This is a genomic window from Janthinobacterium sp. HH106, from assembly GCF_001758725.1.
Classification (GTDB): Bacteria; Pseudomonadota; Gammaproteobacteria; order Burkholderiales; family Burkholderiaceae_D; genus Janthinobacterium.
The window spans coordinates 82314-98094 of the sequence record NZ_LRIC01000005.1 but is presented as its reverse complement, the minus strand read 5'-3'; the positions used below and the strand labels follow the sequence as shown (position 1 = coordinate 98094).

Below are 15781 nucleotides of genomic sequence, written 5' to 3'. Positions count from 1 at the left end.
CCCGCCGGCGTGGCATTTCCAATGAGCAGGTCTGCATCCTGGTGGCGCGCGACCGTACGGGACAAACTCTCGATTTCGTCACCGGAAAAGGGGCGCTGACGAAGGCGCAGGTGCGCCATTATTTATTGCCCATGATCGACAAGGATATCCTGTTGCTCACCGATAGCCATGCCGCCTATCGCGCCTTTGCCAAGGAAGCGGGGATCAGCCACCAGGCCGTCAATGTGCGCGCAGGCATCCGCGTGCAGGGCGCCGCGCATGTACAGAACGTCAATGCATATCACAGCCGCCTGCGGGCATGGCTACGCCCCTTTCACGGCGTGGCGACGCGCTACCTGCCGAATTACCTGGGCTGGCGCTGGATACTGGACGCCGGGCGTATCCGGTCGCCGGAAACATTATTGAAGGCAACGCTAGGAGCATTCCCACATCTGATGGTGACATAGCCAATGAAAAAGGCCCCGCTGCATCGCTGCAGCGGGGCGCTTGCCGGCAAGAACCGGTTTTATTTTTCCAGCTGCGTGCGCACGCGGGCGATCGCTTCGCGTACCTGGCGTGGCGCGGTGCCGCCCACGTGGTCGCGCGCGGCAACGGAGCCTTCCAGGGTCAGCACCTCGAATACGTCTTCGCCGGTCAGCGGCGAAAACGCGCGCAGCTGCTCCAAAGACAGGTCGGCCAGGTCGCAGCCGGCATCGACGCAGGCGCGCACGGCCAGGGCCACCGCTTCATGGGCGTCGCGGAACGGCAAGCCTTTCTTGACCAGATAGTCGGCCAGGTCGGTCGCCGTGGCGTAGCCTTGCAGGGCCGCCGCGCGCATCGCTTCCGGTTTCACCGTGATGCCGCCGGCCATGTCGGCGAAGATGCGCAGGGTATCGATGACGGTATCGACGGTGTCGAACAGCGGTTCCTTGTCTTCCTGGTTGTCCTTGTTGTAGGCCAGCGGCTGGCCTTTCATCAGGGTCAAGAGGCCAATCAGGTGGCCGTAGACGCGGCCCGTCTTGCCACGCGCCAGTTCCGGCACGTCCGGGTTTTTCTTTTGCGGCATGATCGACGAGCCGGTGCAGAAGCGGTCGGCGATGTCGATGAAGCCGATGCGTGGGCTCATCCAGATCACCAGCTCTTCGGCCATGCGCGACACGTGCATCATCAGCACGGCGGAGGCGGCGCAAAATTCGATGGCGAAGTCGCGGTCCGAGACGGCGTCGAGCGAGTTGTGGCACACGTCGTCAAAGCCCAGCGTTTTTGCCACGCGCAGGCGGTCGATGGGGAAGGTGGTGCCGGCCAGGGCGGCGGCGCCCAGCGGCAGGCGGTTGACGCGCTTGCGGCAGTCGGCCATGCGCTCGGCGTCGCGGCCGAACATTTCGACATACGCCAGCATGTGGTGGCCGAAAGTGATCGGCTGGGCCACCTGCATGTGGGTGAAGCCCGGCATGATGGTGTCGGCATGCTGCTCGGCCAGGTCCGTCAGCGCGCTGCGCAACGTCGCCAGCAGGGCGCTGATGTCGTCGATGGCGGAACGCACGTACAGGCGGATGTCGGTGGCCACCTGGTCGTTGCGTGAACGGCCCGTGTGCAAGCGCTTGCCCGCATCGCCTACCAGTTCGGTCAGGCGTTTTTCGATATTCAGGTGGACATCTTCCAGGTCCAGCAGCCATTCGAACTGGCCGGCGGCGATTTCCTGCGAAATTTGCGCCATGCCGCGCTGGATTTCCGCGTAGTCGGCCGGGCTGATGATGGCTTGCGCATGCAGCATTTCCGCATGGGCCAGCGAACCTTCGATGTCGAACAGCGCCAGGCGCTTGTCAAAAAATACAGAAGCTGTGTAGCGCTTGACGAGGTCCGAGACCGGTTCGGAAAACCGGGCCGACCAGGCTTCGCCCTTTTTGGAGAATTGATCAGTCATGAAAGAAGTCCTTTAGTGTACGGCGATTATAAACAAGGTTGGCCGGCGGTAGGGCTTTTAGGGGTTTGCAGGGCGCTGAAATGGCCAGGAATGGGGCTGGCCAGCCTCAAATGCCACGCCGGGTGCCTGTTGTGCGTTTCATCGGGGCTTTTTGTATTCTGTCCCGCGAATCGTGCGTTTGGTCGCAATCCGATGGCGGTTCAGGGAGGATCGGCCTACAGTTCAATCATCGCAGCACACAACCACCCACTCACAGGACACCATCATGAACATCGCTAAAAACATGGAAGCCATCTTCGTTGCCATCATCGCCGTCGCCGCCGCCACCAGCCTGGCCACCGCTGCCGTGCCGAAGTTCCGCGCCGCGCCGGCCCCCATCGCCGCCAGCGCCGATCAAGCCACCATGCACACCGTGTACGTCAGCGCCAAGCGTTTGAGCGCCGAAGAAAAAGCTGCCCTGTAAGCGTGGCGATGGGATTGCAGGCAGTACAAGAAGCATCGGCAGCAAACAGCAACACCGCATCACGGACAGGCAGAACGGGCGGCGCCCCTGGTTCTCTCGAGCCCTGGTGACAGCCGCAGCAAAAAGGCCGATGATCGTGTTTTTCAACGATAGCAGGGCCAGCGCGATGTCACATTTGATGATCCGCACCGACAAGGCGGAACTCGACGTTCCAGCCATCCACCATTTTCTCAGCACGCAATCGACATGGGCCATCGGCATCCCGTTGGCTACCGTACAGCGCGCGATCGACCATTCGCTCTGCTTTGGCGGCACGCTGGACGGCCGTCAGGTGGCGTTCGCCCGCGTGGTCACCGACTACGCCACGTTTGCCTATCTGGTCGACGTGTATGTGCTGGAAGAATACCGCGGCCGTGGCTACAGCCAGCGCCTGATGGAGGCCGTGACGGCGCATCCCGGCTTGCAGGGCTTGCGCCGTTTCATGCTGGCCACCAGCACGGCGCATGATTTGTATGCGCGCTACGGCTTTACGGCGCCGCTCAGGCCGGAGACGCTGATGGAGCGGTATGTGCCGGATATCTACCAGCGTTGATTGCCTGAGCAGCTGGACCGGCGCTCACTGCCAGTGCATCAGGCAGGGCGGAATCAAGAGCAGCAGCGCCAGCACCAGGTAGATCAGCTGCAGCGGGATCATCCATTTGGCCCACGTGATCCAGGGCACGCGCGCCAGCGCCAGCACGCCGACGGTGATGCCGGACGTGGGGATCATCGGCGTGGTGAATTCGCCGAACTGGAAGGCCAGGATGGCCGTCTGGCGCGTCACGCCGACCAGGTCGGCCAGCGGCGCCATGATGGGCATGGTCAGCGCCGCCTGGCCGCTGCCCGAGTGGATGAAGAAGTTGATCACCGACTGCATGAAGAACATCTTTTGCGCGGCGAAGACGGGGCTCGACGAGGCCACCAGGGGCGTCAATGCATGCAGTATGGTGTCGATGATCTGCGCGTCGCGCGCCAGGATCATGGTGCCGCGCGCCAGCGCGATGACCAGCGCCACGCTGACCATGTCGCGCGCGCCCTGCACGAAGGAGGCGACCAGGCTGTCCATGTCGAGCCGGCCGACCAGGCCGACGATGATGGCCATCACCAGGAACAACGCGGCGATTTCATCGATGAACCAGTCGTACTTGACGACGCCGACGACCATCGTCAGCAAGGTCGCCATGAAGATCCACAGTACGGCGCGGTGCGTGCGCGTCATGCCGGCAAAGCTGTCCAGGTCCATCGAATGTTCGCTGCGCTTTTCGATATCGAGCAGGTAGGTCGGGCTTTTTTCCGGATGGCGCTTGATGCGCGCCGCATACCACATCAAAAACACGATGCTGACGGCAGTGGCGATGGCCCACACGATCAGGCGGTAGCCGATGCCGGAAAAGATCGGCACGCCGGCGATGCCCTGCGCAATGCCGACGTTGAACGGATTTAAAAAGGCGGCGGAAAAGCCCACCTGCGAGCCGATGAAGGGAATCGACACGCCCGTGATGGTGTCGTAGCCCAGGGCCAGGGCCAGCGGCACGAAGATCAGGATGAAGGGAATCGCTTCCTCGTTCATGCCGAAGGTGGCGCCGCCCAGCGAAAACATCGTAAAAAAGACGGGGATGATGGCGGCGCGCACGAAGCGCGAACTGGTGTGCGCCTTGGCGATGGCCTTGATCAGCGAATCGAAGGCTTCCGTTTTTTGCAGCACGGCGAAGGCGCCGCCGACGATCAGCACGAAGCCGATGATCAGGCTGGCGTCGACGAAGCCCTTGATGGGCGCCATCATCAGCGCGGCCAGTCCCTGCGGCTTGTTGGCTACGTAATGAAACGTGCCGGGGATGATCAGCTGCTTGCCGTTGACCAGCTGGGTGTCGAATTTCCCGCCCGGCACCAGCCAGGTCGCCAGGGCGATCATGGCCAGGATGGCGCACAGCAGGACGAAGGTATTGGGAAGCTTGAATGTTCTCATGGCGCTTTTTTGTGACATTTATTGGCTCAACAGGCTGCCGCCGCGGAAGGCGATGCTGCCTGCGACCTTGCCGACGTTCATGCCGCGCAGGACGTGGCGGTGGGCGCTGCGCGCAAAAAAGACACCGGCGACGGTGCAGCGCAAGGTCGTCGTCTCGCCGCTGACGGGGTCGATCAGGTCGGCCACCGCGTCGCCGGCGGCCAGCACGTCGCCCATTTCGCGCAGGTAGACCAGCACGCCGTGATGCGGCGCGAGAATCGGTTCCACGCCCGCCAGCGGCGTTGGCGTACATTGCGGCGCGGGCAGGTCGTCGCCGGCGCCGGCGATGTCCAGCACGCCCTCGATGGCGAGAAAGCGCAGCAGGGCGGCGGCGTCGCGTTCGGCCAGGGCGTAGCTCACCTCCACCTCGCCGCGCAGTTCGACGGTGGTCGACAGGCAGGCGGCGGGAATCGGATAGCGGCCGCCGAAGTGCGCGTCGAGATCCCACCACAAGCGGCTGCAGGCTTCGTCGAACGGCTCTTCGCCTGCCGCCAGTTCCAGCAGCACGGCGCGCGCACCCAGGAGCGCGGACAGGGGCGCGATCTGTGCCGCCAGCGGCGTGCCCGTATAGATGTGCAGGGCTGCCTCGTTATCGCAATGCAGGTCGAGCACGATGTCGGCGTCGATGGCCATGCCCAGCAGGGTTTTCTTCAGCGTCTCCGCATCCGTGCCCGGCCGCCAGGCGGCGACGGCGGCGCGCGCGTGCTCGCGTATCAGCGCCACGTTGGCTTGCGCATCCTGCCCCAGCTGGCCATCGAGCGTGGTTTTCAATTCATCAGCCACGTGGCGGTAGGCGCGGTTGAAGTTGATGCCGGTGGTCAGGTCGAAACGGCCGAACGGCGCGCCATGGATGGCTTGCGCCAGGCCGATCGGGTTGGCGGCCGGTACCAGGATGATTTCGCCGTGCACCTTGCCGGCCGCTTCCAGCGCCAGCAGTTCGCGGCGCAAAAATTGCGACACCAGCATGCCCGGTACCTCGTCCGCGTGCAGGGCCGCCTGGATGTAGACCTTCTTGCCGCTGCGGCTGGTGGCGGCCGCGCTGCCGAAGTGGAAGCTGCTCAATTGGCATGACATGCTGGCGTGCGCGGTGGAGATGGAATGCTGCTGTACTTGCATGGTGGGCGCCCCGAAAAGGTGCATGGTTGATGGATTCCGGTCGATTATGTAGCAATATTTTCACGAAGTAAATCAATGAAAATCCTTTTACAAATATTTGTTGAGTTTTCTTTTTGATATGAGTACAGTAAGTTCCAGCGACCCGATTTCCCCCTCCGCCAGTGATCAGCAGTGCCCAAGAATACAGGCCGCCAGTGATATGAGAGCATCCGCCAGTCCTGCCAGAAGCAGCGCCCCCACGCCACTTGCCACCTCGCTGGCGTCGCCCGATGCCGCCTTCGCGCAATCGCCGCTGGGGCAGGCGCTGATGCACGTGCTGGCCGGCGGCTCGGCTTCGCAGCGGCAGATCGCCGATTACCTGCTGCGCAACCAGATGCGCGTGACGGCGCTGGGCATCGAGGAACTGGCCGACAGCTGCCAGGTGTCGACGGCCACCATCAGTCGCTTCGCGCGCGATATCGGTCAGAAGAATTACTCGGCCATGCGCGGCGCCATGGCCGAAACCCTGCAATCGCTGCTGCAGCCGGTCGACAAACTGCGCCGCACGATAGAACGGCGCGCGCGCGCCACCTCGCCCATCACGGAAAGCCTGGAATATGCGGCCGCGAACATCGCCGCCACGTCCGATGCCCTGTCGCCGCCCGCCATGCTGGCCGTTGTGCGCCGCCTGACGCGCGCCAAGGTCGTGTACGTGATGGGTTTCGGCCTGTCGGCCAACCTGGCGGGCATGCTGGTGCAGCATCTGCAGCCGTTTTGCCCGCACGTGGTGGAAGTGGTGGGCATCGGCGGCTCGGAAGTGGCGGCCGGTCATCTGGTCAACCTGACGGCGCAGGACGTGCTCGTGGTGATCTCGTTCCCCCGCTACACGCTCGACTGCATCGGCCTGGCCAGCTTCGCGCGCGACCGCGGCGCCTGCATCGTGGCGCTCACCGACTCGCCCGCGTCGCCCCTGGGCGAACTGGCCGACCACGCGCTGTATGCGCAAAGCACGCATCCCGTCCTGCCCAGCAGCGCCAGCACGGCGCTGGCCATGATCGAGGCGCTGGCCGTGGCGCTGATGGTATCGAACAGGAAGAACGTAGAAAAAGCGGCCCGCTTGAGCGAAGTCATCTCCGCCTATCTGTATGGCGGCGAACATGGCGTGCAAGGCGCGCGGAAAACAGCTTCAAAGCAACGCAAGGCAGTCCCAAAATCATTATAAAAATCAGGCATCAACATCCGGGGAGAATGACAATGCAGATGAAAAAACAGGACGGCGGCTCCTTGCCGCGCGAATCGGTGCTGGCGCAAGGCGTGCGGCTGGCGCTGGGGGCCCTGAGCGTGTCGGCGGCGCTGGGCATGCTGGCCGGCGGCGCGCAGGCGCAAGAGCAGGGGCCGGATGTGGAGCCGGCGCCGAAAAAAATGCAGCGCGTGGAAATCACGGGGTCGGCCATCAAGCGGCTGGAGTCGGAGACGGCGCTGCCCGTGCAGATCATCACGCGGGCCGAGATCGAAAAGGCGGGCGTGACGACGGCGGCCGAGCTGATGGCGCGCGTCTCGGCCAACGTGGGCGGCCTGACCGATGGCGTCAGCATCAACGTGGGCGGCGACCAGCGCGGCTTCAACAGCGCCAACCTGCGCGGCGTGGGCACCTCGTCGACCCTGGTGCTGCTCAATGGCCGCCGCATGGCCAACTTTGCCTCGCCCGGCGACGATGCGGGCGTGGACCTCAATAACATTCCCGCCGCCGCCCTGCAGCGTGTGGAAGTGCTGCTCGACGGCGCCTCGGCCCTGTACGGCACGGACGCCATCGGCGGCGTCATCAATTTTATTACGCGCAAGGATTACCAGGGCGTGGAACTGAACGCCTACGGCAGCGGCACGCAGGAAGGCGGCGCCGGCAAGCGCACGGCCAGCATCACGGCCGGCACGGGCGACCTGGCCACGGATGGCTACAATATCTTTGCCGTGGTCGACCTGCAAAAAACCGACCGTCTGAGCACCTCGCAGCGCAAGTTCATTCCGCACCTGCAGGTGCCGGAACGCCTCGGCCATTTGCTGTCCAGTTACACCAGTCCGGCAAATATCCGCCTCTCCAGCGACCAGCGCGACTACCTGCAGGAGCAGGGCTTCCTGCTCAATGGCCAGCCGATCACGAATCGCCTGATTAATCTGTCGATTCCGGGCTGCAGCGGACCGGCCAATGTGTACCTGCCTGCCGGCACGGGCGGCGTCGATGCGTGTACCTATAACTACATGGGCGACACCGAGCTGTATCCGAAAACGGACAAGCAGAACCTGCTCACGCGCGGCGTCCTCAAATTGAACAACGATCACCAATTGTATGCGGAGGTGGCGCTGAGCCGCTCGCGCAGCTATTACGTGGGATCGACAGCGCGGCCGGATGGCGAAATCGACGCCAGCATGGTGCCGCAGCTGAACGCTGCCGGGTTGACCGGCACGCTGGCCCTGCGCATCCGCCTGAACGAAGCGGGCATGCGCACCAGCGAATTGACCAGCGAAAGCCAGCGTTACGTGGTGGGCGCCACCGGCACCGTGGGCGGCTGGGATTACGACGTGGGCTTGAATCACAGTGTCAATGTGGTCAGGGACAAGGACACGCACGGCTACCTCCTGGCAGACCAGCTACAAAAGGGCATCACGGATGGCACCATCAATCCCTTCGGCCCCTCCAGTGCGGCGGGCAAGGCGCTGCTCGAGAGCATCCAGGTCAACGACGAAGTGCGGCACGCGCGCGGCGTCATGGATGCGCTCGATTTCAAGGTGTCGCGTGCCTTGATGTCCATGGGCGGCGGCGACATGGCGTTGGCGGTGGGCGGCGAAGTGCGGCGCGAGCGCACGGATTTCCGGCCATCCGCATTGCTAATGAGCGGTAACATCACCAACGATGACGCGCCCGAAGGCGGCGTGGCCACCAGCGACAGCCGCAACGTGCAGGCCATCTATAGTGAATTGCTATTGCCGTTTAGCAAGCAATGGCAGGCGCAGCTGTCCGGCCGCTATGACCATTACCAGCAAGTGGGCGGCGCCCTCAGTCCGAAGATCGGCCTGACCTACATGCCCAGCAAGGAGGTGCTGCTGCGCGCCTCGGCCGGCAAGGGCTTCCGCGCGCCGTCGATGTCGGACCTGCATCGGCCCACTGTCTACAGCCAGACGGCGACCCTGCCTGATCCCGTGTACTGCGAAGCCGAGAACAACGACTACTCCGTCTGCGCCGACAACTGGCGTACGCGCCGCTACAGCAACGACAAGCTGAAACCGGAGCGCAGCCGCCAGTTCACGGCCGGCGTGGTGCTCGAGCCCGGCCAGCACTGGACCTTCAGTGCCGACTACTGGAACATCAGGCGCACGGATTTGATCAGCGAAATCGGCGACGACATCATCCTGTCCAACCTGTCCAAGTACGGCAATCTCGTACACCGCGACGAAGACAATGGAATCCGCTACATCGAGCTGCGCAAGGAAAACCGCGGTGCGCAAAAAGCCTCGGGCATCGATATCACGGCCGATCTGCATGGCGTGAAAACGGCGTGGGGACGCTTTGGCGGACATCTGAGCGGCACCTATGTGCTCGGCTCAAAAATCCAGACCAGCCCTGGCGATGTCTTCATCAGCAATCTGAACAAGTTCGTCACGGACGGCGTGGTGCAGCGCTGGCGCCATACGATCACCCTCGACTGGGACAATGGCCCGTATTCGGCCAGCCTGTCGAACACGTATTCGAGCGGCTACGATGACCAGAACTCGGCCATCAATACCGACGACGGCAGCGTGGTCAAGCCGAACCGCGTGAAGGCCTACACGCTGTGGGACATGTCGGGCGCGTATGCGGTCAGCCAGCAGTTCAAGCTGCGCGCCGGCATACAGAATCTGTTCAATACCAGTCCGCCATACTCGAACCAGGCATTTTTCTTCCTGTCCGGCTATGACCCCAGCTACGCCGACCCGCGCGGCCGGCGCTTCTACGCCAGCGCCAATTACAGCTTCAAGTAAAAAACTGGAGATACCGCAACAACGCTGTCATATGCGGCAAGTAGTATCGTAGTTCGATGCAGTTGGGTGGCAGGCAGCAGTTTTGGCAGCAAGGGCGCGCGCCGGTATCAACAAGTGCGCGCCCCTTTCCTTGTATTCGAAAGGCATCATGAAATTATTCTCAATCCGGTACCACACCTTTTGCGCCGCGCTGCTGTTCGCGCTGGCATTGTGCAGCTTCCATGCCGTGGCGGCGCCCGGCGGCAGCGCCATCGGCAGCGCGCCGCAGGGTACGCTCGTCATCATCGGCGGCGGCCTGCGCGCCGACAATGCCGAAGTGTGGCAGCGCATCGTCAAGTTGTCGGGCGGTCCGGGCGCGCGCATCGCCGTGCTGGCCTCGGCCGCGATGAACCCGGAAAAATCGGGTGAAAGCATCATCAGGAAGCTCAATCAATATGGCGCGGACGCCTTTTTCGTGCCGCTGGCCGTCAAGCTGGCCAATCGCGATTACCGCAAGGCGGCCGAAGATCCGGCCATCGTCACGCAGATCAAGTCGGCCACAGGCATCTATTTTGCCGGCGGCGACCAGGGGCGCATCACGCAAGCGTTGCTGCGCCCGGACGGCAGCCGCACGGCCGCGCTGGAAGCCATCTGGTCGGTCTACCGCAACGGCGGCGTGATCGCCGGTTCCAGCGCCGGCGCGGCCATCATGAGCACGACCATGTTCTACGATGCCAAACCCGTGCTCGACATGCTCAAGATGGGCGTCACGGATGGCCGCGAGATCGCGCCCGGACTGGGCTTCATCGGCAGCGACGTTTTTGTGGACCAGCATCTGCTGGTGCGCGGGCGCTTTGCGCGCATGATTCCCGTGATGCTGAAAAAAGGCTATCACCTGGGACTGGGTATCGATGAAAACAGCGCCATGGTGGTCGACGCCATGCGCGACGTGGAAGTGATCGGCTACAGCGGCGCCCTGCTGATCGACCTGTCGGGCGCCATCAGCGACCGCGGCGTGAAAAATTTCAATATCAGCAATGCTGCCATCAGCTATCTGGACCGGGGCGACAAATTCAACCTCGTCACGCGCGTGTTTACGCCCTCGCCGGACAAGGCCGACAACAAGCTCGATCCGAACCAGCCCGACATGCGCGAGCCCGTGTTTACCAACGATATCCTCGGCAACAACGCCGTGCTCGACCTGATGGGCAACCTGATCGACAACGCGCAGCAGGAAGCCATCGGCATCGCCTTCGGCAACCCGCGCGACCCGTACCCGGAGCTGGGCTTCGAGTTCCGCTTCAGTAAAACGGTCAACAGCGTCGGCTACAGCTCGACCGAGGCGGAAGCGTATTCGGTGCTCAAGCTGCGCCTCGACATCCGCCCCATCCAGCTGCGCCAGCCGCTGTACCGCTACAAGTAGCTTGCACTGGCGCGCCGCCAGCGCGGCCACGCGGCGATCGTCAGGGCCCGCAGCAGCCATTCGACGGGGCCATAGGCGTGGCCGCGCAGCCACCAGCGGCTCAGGGGCAGCTGCAGGCTGAAGATGATGACGGCCAGCGCCAGCGCGCCGAGCGGCGAGACGCTGCCCATCAAGCGCGCGCCATACGCGAGGAACAGCCAGGCGCAGACGGCTGACTGCAGCAGGTAGTTCGACAGGGCCATGCGGCCCGTATCGGCCAGCAGCGCAAACAGCGTGCCGTCGCGCAGCCGTTCGAACAGGGTCAGCGCGCATGCCAGGTAGGCGCCCGCCAGCAGCGGCGCGCTCGCCAGGCCCACGGCCAGTCCCGCCACCTGCCATGCCTGGCTCTCGCCATACACGGAGGTCCACGCATATACGGCGGCGCCGGGCAGGCCTGCCAGCGCGCCGGCCCACAGCAGGCGGCGGCGCAGCGGCAGATAGTCGGCCGCGTGCAGCAGCATCTCGCGCTTGCCGGCGGCCAGGCCGCACAGGAACATGGCCAGCGCGCACGGTGCCTGCACCAGCAGCAGGACGATCCAGATGTCGCTCAGTTCGCGCAAGTGCTGATTGACGACGGCGGCCGGCGTGGCGCGGTAGGCTGCCAGCGCCGTTGCCGCCTTTTGCGCCATCGCCACGGCGTTGTCCGCCGCGTCGCCCGCCGGCTGCAGGCTTTGCAGCCAGGCCATGCCTGCCCAGAACGCGGCGCAGACGGTGACGAGCACCAGGGCCAGGCACAGTGCCTGGCGTTCGCCGCAACGGTGCAGCGCCAGCAGCACGATGCCCAGCACGGCGTAGGTGGTCAGTATGTCGCCATGAAACAGGAACACGGCATGCAGGGCGCCGATCAGCCACAGGCCCGCCTGCCGGCGCAGCATGCGCGGCACGAACGGCGCATCGGCGCGCGCGGCCGCCTGCATCTGCAAGGTGAAGCTGTAGCCGAACAGGAAGGAAAACAGCAGGTAGAACTTGGTCTCGAACAGCAGCGCGACAAGAAAATGCGTAGCGTGGTCGACGCCGCCGTGAAAGGCGGGATCGGTCATGCCCAGACCGAACCACGGTGTGGCGAAGGCGCCGATATTGACGGCCAAAATGCCGAACAGGGCGCAGCCGCGCAGGGCGTCGACGTCGGCAATGCGCGCGGGCGGGGTTGGCATGGCGGCGCTCATGCCAGGGCAGGGCGCAGGAAGCGCGCCAGCAGCAGGTGCAAACTGGCGCGCTGCGCCAGCGGTGCATAATCGGGATCGACGGCGACCCGGTTGAAGATGCCGTCGATCAGCGCGGCGATCCAGCCAGCCGTTTGCGCGGCGTCCAGCGCGGCGTCGATCTGGCCTGCCGCCGCCGCCTCTGCCAGCAAGGTTTGCAGGCCGCCGCGCAGGCTGGCGTCGTTGCGCGCCACCCTGGCCGCGATGTCCGTGTCGCGCATCGCCTCGGCGGCAATGTCCAGCGCCAGTCCCGCAAAGTCCCCGTCGGCCGCCAGCGCCAGCACCAGGTCCATGAAGTCGAGCAGGGCGCCGTACGCATCGGCGCTGCCTTGCACGCCGGCGAAATAGGCGGCCGTCTCGCTGCCTTCCTGGTCGACGATGGCGGCGATGATGGCTTGCTTGGTGGGGAAATAGTGAAACAGGTTGCCAGGACTCATGCCCGCCTGCGTGCAGATGGCGGTGGTGCTGGTCTGGTGAAAGCCCTTGCGCGCGAAGCAGTGGCGCGCGGCGGCGAGAATGGCGTCGCGGCGGGCCGCGTGTTTATCGGGATCGATGGTGCGCATGGTGGTTGGCTGTCCTTTTGTTTAATCGACTAGTCAGTCTAATATAAGTGGATTGCGCGGCGCGGTCAAGCGGGGCGTGAAATGGATGCTTTGCAGTGCCGATTCCTGTCGCTACAATGTGCCGCACCGGATTTTTCCATGCCCGCCGCTGGCGCCGCTGTTTGTTCGGAAAACCGCTTCTTTTACCCGTTTTTCTACCGTGTTAGGAATGAGATGCAGCAGACCCCGATTCGATCCTTCCTGTGCGCGCTGGCGCTGGCCGCCGGCATCGTCCCTGCCGCGCAAGCGGCCAATGCTGCCCAGCCGGCCACCATGCGCCTCGATTACCAGCACAGCGGCAATGCGCTGGGCGAGCATTATGCGGTCGAGCGCGTGCTGGTCGAGCCCCTGCCATGGCCCGGTAACCTGGCGCGTCCCATCGATGACAGCAACCGCGGCAACAATATGCTGGAAGTGGTCGACATCAAGTCGGGCAAGGTGCTGTACTCGCGCGGCTTTTCCACCATCTTCGGCGAGTGGGCCAGCACCGACGAAGCGAAAACCACCACGCGCGCGTTTCAGGAATCCGTGCGCTTCCCGCAGCCCGAGCACCCCGTGCGCGTGCGCATCCTCAAGCGCGACGAGCGTGGCCTGTTTTCCATTGTGTGGAGCACCGACGTCGATCCTGCCGCGCAGGACGTGATCCGCAAGCAGCCGCCAGCGCCCGTCAAGCCGATCCCGATCCGTGTCGAAGGCCCCTCGTCCGAGAAGGTCGATCTCCTGATCATGGGCGATGGCTACACGGCCGCCGAAATGGGCAAGTTCGAAGCGACGGCGCGCAAATTGGCCGAGCACCTGTTTTCCGTCTCGCCATTTCGCGAGCGGGCCAAAGATTTCAACGTCTGGGCCATGGCCGCGCCGACGCAGGAATCGGGCGTGTCGCGTCCATCGACGGGCGTGCATCACGCCTCGCCGCTGGGCACGCGCTACGACATCTTCGGCAGCGAGCGCTATGTGCTGACGACGGACAACCGCGCGCTGCGCGACCTGGCGCAGTACGCGCCGTACGAATTCATCGAAATCCTCGTCAATAACGATACCTACGGCGGGGGCGGCATCTTCGGCCAGTTCAGCACGGCGGCAGCGAACAACGACTGGGCCAATTACCTGTTCGTGCATGAATTCGGCCACCATTTCGCCGGCCTGGCCGACGAGTACTACACTTCGCCCGTTGCCTACCAGTCGAACGGCGAGCGCCAGGAGCCGTGGGAGCCGAATGCCACGGCGCTGCGCGATCCGGCCAAGCTGAAATGGAAGAGCCACGTCAAGGCCGGCACGCCGCTGCCGACACCCTGGCCGAAGGAAGCGTACGACAGCCATGCGCGTGAATACCAGAAGCAGCGCGCCGCCCTGCGCGCGGCCAACCGCCCGGAAAGCGAGATGAGCGGCTTGTTCAAGGCCGACCTGGCGTACACGCAGCAGCTGTTCTCGAAGGCGCCGCAGCGCCATGCGGTGGGCGCCTTCGAAGGCGCGAACTATGAATCGTCCGGCTATTACCGGCCCGAGATGCAATGCATCATGTTCGACCGCAGCGAGACCTTCTGTTCCGTATGCCAGGATGGCATCAGCACCATCATCGACCTGTATTCGCGTCCCGCCACGGTGCCGGGAAAATAATGCCGTTCATATCGTTGGAATAAGCATGGCGGGCCATGTTGCATCGCAATAGCATGGCCCCCCGTTTCACCGTTTCCCGCCTTGCGCCGCGCGCCACGGCGCCGCGTAGTTTGTTTTTCAGGCAATTCCCCCTTCTTTTGCTCGGCCGCCTTTCTGTGCGCCAGCCCCGCGATATTATCAAATAAGCACCGCGATTCGATTGCTTGTCAATTAGTTCATTTAAATAATATTGATGTAGAATTTGATGTATATCAATGTTGCATCGCCGCAATCGCACTTATAGTTGACCTAGCTCAAAAACGATAAGCATGCGGACCGGACTCATCGCGAATCACGTATCTAAATGCTGTAGAGTAATTTTCGCCCTGTACCAGTTCCCCGAGAATGCACTGGTGCCGGCCTCGAATTTCAGTGACGGAAGCCGATTCATGAAGATGCAGACCCCCGCGCCTGACGCGTGCAATACCCTCCATCCCCACACACCGATTGCCTTGCCGTATGCGCGCGCCGGCGGCGTGACCCTGGCCATGAGCGCGGCCGCCACGCGTGCCGGCGCGGTGCGCTGCGTGCAGGCGGCCACGCCGTGGCCCGCCTTGCGTCCGGTCCAGGCATGACGGCCGGCTTGCACCCGCACTTGCCTTTGCAGGGCAAGCGTGGGCTGGTGGTGGGCATCGCCAATGCGCAAAGCATCGCCTGGGGCTGCGCCAGCGCGCTGCGCGCGGCCGGTGCCGAACTGGCCGTGACCTGGCTTAATGACAAGGCCAGAGCGCACGTGGAGCCGCTGGCGCAGCAAGTGCAGGCGGCCATCATGGCGCCGCTCGACGTGGCCGTGCCGGGTCAATTGGAGGCGCTGTTCGCGCAGATCGGACGGCAGTGGGGCACGCTCGATTTCGTCGTCCATTCCATTGCCTACGCGCCGAAACAGGATTTGCATGGCAGGGTCACGGACAGTTCGGCCGACGGTTTTGCGCAGGCGATGGATATCTCTTGTCACTCCTTCATGCGCATGGCGAAGCTGGCCGAACCCCTGATGCGGGACGGCGGCAGCCTGATGACCATGAGCTACCTGGGCGCCGAGGAAGTCATCGCCGACTACGGCCTGATGGGGCCCGTAAAGGCGGCGCTGGAAGCGTCGGTGCGCTACCTGGCCGCCGAACTGGGGCCGCAAGGCATCCGCGTCAACGCCATTTCGCCGGGCCCACTGGAGACGCGGGCCGCTTCCGGCATCGCCCATTTCGACCGCCTGATGGCCGACGCCATCGAACGCTCGCCCATGCGCCGCCTGGCCACCATCGAGGACGTGGGCGCGCTGTGCGCCTTCCTCGCCGGCGACGGCGCGCGCGCCATCACGGGCGGCACCCTGTATGTCGATGGCGGCTACAACATTCTGAATTGACTGG

Annotated in this window: 14 protein-coding genes; 9 read left to right on the top strand and 5 right to left on the bottom strand. The window is 64.0% G+C overall.

Annotated features, from left to right (window positions below):
* The coding region (locus tag JAB8_RS04295) for an IS1595 family transposase (protein ID WP_139142941.1) at positions 1-446 on the top strand (446 nt) is incomplete at its 5' end.
* A 59-nt stretch (positions 447-505) separates the two neighbouring features.
* Here the strand turns inward: JAB8_RS04295 and argH are convergent.
* Positions 506-1903, bottom strand: coding sequence for an argininosuccinate lyase (argH, locus tag JAB8_RS04290; protein WP_070288641.1), 1398 nt, complete (start codon positions 1901-1903; stop codon positions 506-508).
* Between the two features lie 265 nt (positions 1904-2168).
* On the opposite strand from argH, the gene JAB8_RS04285 reads away from it, so the two are divergent.
* Both JAB8_RS04285 and JAB8_RS04280 read left to right on the top strand, forming a co-directional pair.
* Positions 2169-2366, top strand: a complete 198-nt coding sequence (locus JAB8_RS04285) for a hypothetical protein (protein ID WP_070288640.1) — start codon at positions 2169-2171, stop codon at positions 2364-2366.
* 166 nt (positions 2367-2532) lie between these two features.
* A complete protein-coding gene (locus JAB8_RS04280) occupies positions 2533-2958 on the top strand; it encodes a GNAT family N-acetyltransferase (protein WP_070288648.1) in 426 nt (141 codons plus the stop codon).
* Positions 2959-2982: 24 nt separating this feature from the next.
* On the opposite strand, the gene JAB8_RS04275 is transcribed toward JAB8_RS04280, so the two are convergent.
* Positions 2983-4371 carry a putative basic amino acid antiporter YfcC gene (locus JAB8_RS04275; protein WP_162995779.1) on the bottom strand — a complete coding sequence of 463 codons (1389 nt, stop codon included), beginning with the start codon at positions 4369-4371 and terminating at the stop codon, positions 2983-2985.
* An 18-nt stretch (positions 4372-4389) separates the two neighbouring features.
* Positions 4390-5550, bottom strand: coding sequence for a succinylglutamate desuccinylase/aspartoacylase family protein (locus JAB8_RS04270; RefSeq protein WP_254679445.1), 1161 nt, complete (start codon positions 5548-5550; stop codon positions 4390-4392).
* A gap of 175 nt (positions 5551-5725) precedes the next feature.
* On the opposite strand from JAB8_RS04270, the gene JAB8_RS04265 reads away from it, so the two are divergent.
* From JAB8_RS04265 to JAB8_RS04255, 3 genes are all read left to right on the top strand, one after another.
* Positions 5726-6727 (top strand): MurR/RpiR family transcriptional regulator, encoded by a 1002-nt coding sequence (locus JAB8_RS04265; RefSeq protein WP_070288638.1) that lies wholly within the window; start codon positions 5726-5728, stop codon positions 6725-6727.
* Positions 6728-6759: 32 nt separating this feature from the next.
* A complete protein-coding gene (locus JAB8_RS04260; RefSeq protein WP_070288637.1) occupies positions 6760-9519 on the top strand; it encodes a TonB-dependent receptor in 2760 nt (919 codons plus the stop codon).
* A gap of 148 nt (positions 9520-9667) precedes the next feature.
* Complete coding sequence (locus JAB8_RS04255; protein ID WP_070224311.1) at positions 9668-10921, top strand: cyanophycinase; 1254 nt, start codon at positions 9668-9670, stop codon at positions 10919-10921.
* On the opposite strand, the gene JAB8_RS04250 is transcribed toward JAB8_RS04255, so the two are convergent.
* Both JAB8_RS04250 and JAB8_RS04245 read right to left on the bottom strand, forming a co-directional pair.
* Positions 10912-12114: a DUF418 domain-containing protein gene (locus JAB8_RS04250; protein ID WP_254679444.1), complete on the bottom strand. Its 1203-nt coding sequence runs from the start codon at positions 12112-12114 to the stop codon at positions 10912-10914. The genes JAB8_RS04255 and JAB8_RS04250 overlap by 10 nt on opposite strands.
* An 8-nt stretch (positions 12115-12122) precedes the next feature.
* Positions 12123-12725 (bottom strand): TetR/AcrR family transcriptional regulator, encoded by a 603-nt coding sequence (locus JAB8_RS04245; RefSeq protein WP_070288635.1) that lies wholly within the window; start codon positions 12723-12725, stop codon positions 12123-12125.
* Between the two features lie 213 nt (positions 12726-12938).
* Between JAB8_RS04245 and JAB8_RS04240 the strand changes: the two genes are divergently transcribed.
* The 3 genes from JAB8_RS04240 (at position 12939) to fabI (ending at position 15777) form a co-directional block, all read left to right on the top strand.
* Positions 12939-14381 (top strand): IgA Peptidase M64, encoded by a 1443-nt coding sequence (locus tag JAB8_RS04240; RefSeq protein WP_070288634.1) that lies wholly within the window; start codon positions 12939-12941, stop codon positions 14379-14381.
* A gap of 428 nt (positions 14382-14809) precedes the next feature.
* Positions 14810-14995: a hypothetical protein gene (locus JAB8_RS04235; RefSeq protein ID WP_070224279.1), complete on the top strand. Its 186-nt coding sequence runs from the start codon at positions 14810-14812 to the stop codon at positions 14993-14995.
* The gene (fabI, locus tag JAB8_RS04230; RefSeq protein ID WP_070288633.1) at positions 14992-15777 is read left to right on the top strand and encodes an enoyl-ACP reductase FabI; all 786 of its coding nucleotides are present in this window, start codon (positions 14992-14994) and stop codon (positions 15775-15777) included. Before JAB8_RS04235 ends, fabI begins: the two co-directional genes overlap by 4 nt.
* Positions 15778-15781 lie beyond the last annotated feature (4 nt).

Bases quoted from the DNA above. Each gene is read 5' to 3' on its own strand.
- argH (WP_070288641.1), bottom strand. From the start codon at position 1,903: ATGACTGATCAATTCTCCAAAAAGGGCGAAGCCTGGTCGGCCCGGTTT.
- JAB8_RS04285 (WP_070288640.1), top strand. From the start codon at position 2,169: ATGAACATCGCTAAAAACATGGAAGCCATCTTCGTTGCCATCATCGCC.
- JAB8_RS04280 (WP_070288648.1), top strand. From the start codon at position 2,533: ATGTCACATTTGATGATCCGCACCGACAAGGCGGAACTCGACGTTCCA.
- JAB8_RS04275 (WP_162995779.1), bottom strand. From the start codon at position 4,371: ATGAGAACATTCAAGCTTCCCAATACCTTCGTCCTGCTGTGCGCCATC.
- JAB8_RS04270 (WP_254679445.1), bottom strand. From the start codon at position 5,550: ATGCACCTTTTCGGGGCGCCCACCATGCAAGTACAGCAGCATTCCATC.
- JAB8_RS04265 (WP_070288638.1), top strand. From the start codon at position 5,726: ATGAGAGCATCCGCCAGTCCTGCCAGAAGCAGCGCCCCCACGCCACTT.
- JAB8_RS04260 (WP_070288637.1), top strand. From the start codon at position 6,760: ATGCAGATGAAAAAACAGGACGGCGGCTCCTTGCCGCGCGAATCGGTG.
- JAB8_RS04255 (WP_070224311.1), top strand. From the start codon at position 9,668: ATGAAATTATTCTCAATCCGGTACCACACCTTTTGCGCCGCGCTGCTG.
- JAB8_RS04250 (WP_254679444.1), bottom strand. From the start codon at position 12,114: ATGCCAACCCCGCCCGCGCGCATTGCCGACGTCGACGCCCTGCGCGGC.
- JAB8_RS04245 (WP_070288635.1), bottom strand. From the start codon at position 12,725: ATGCGCACCATCGATCCCGATAAACACGCGGCCCGCCGCGACGCCATT.
- JAB8_RS04240 (WP_070288634.1), top strand. From the start codon at position 12,939: ATGCAGCAGACCCCGATTCGATCCTTCCTGTGCGCGCTGGCGCTGGCC.
- JAB8_RS04235 (WP_070224279.1), top strand. From the start codon at position 14,810: ATGAAGATGCAGACCCCCGCGCCTGACGCGTGCAATACCCTCCATCCC.
- fabI (WP_070288633.1), top strand. From the start codon at position 14,992: ATGACGGCCGGCTTGCACCCGCACTTGCCTTTGCAGGGCAAGCGTGGG.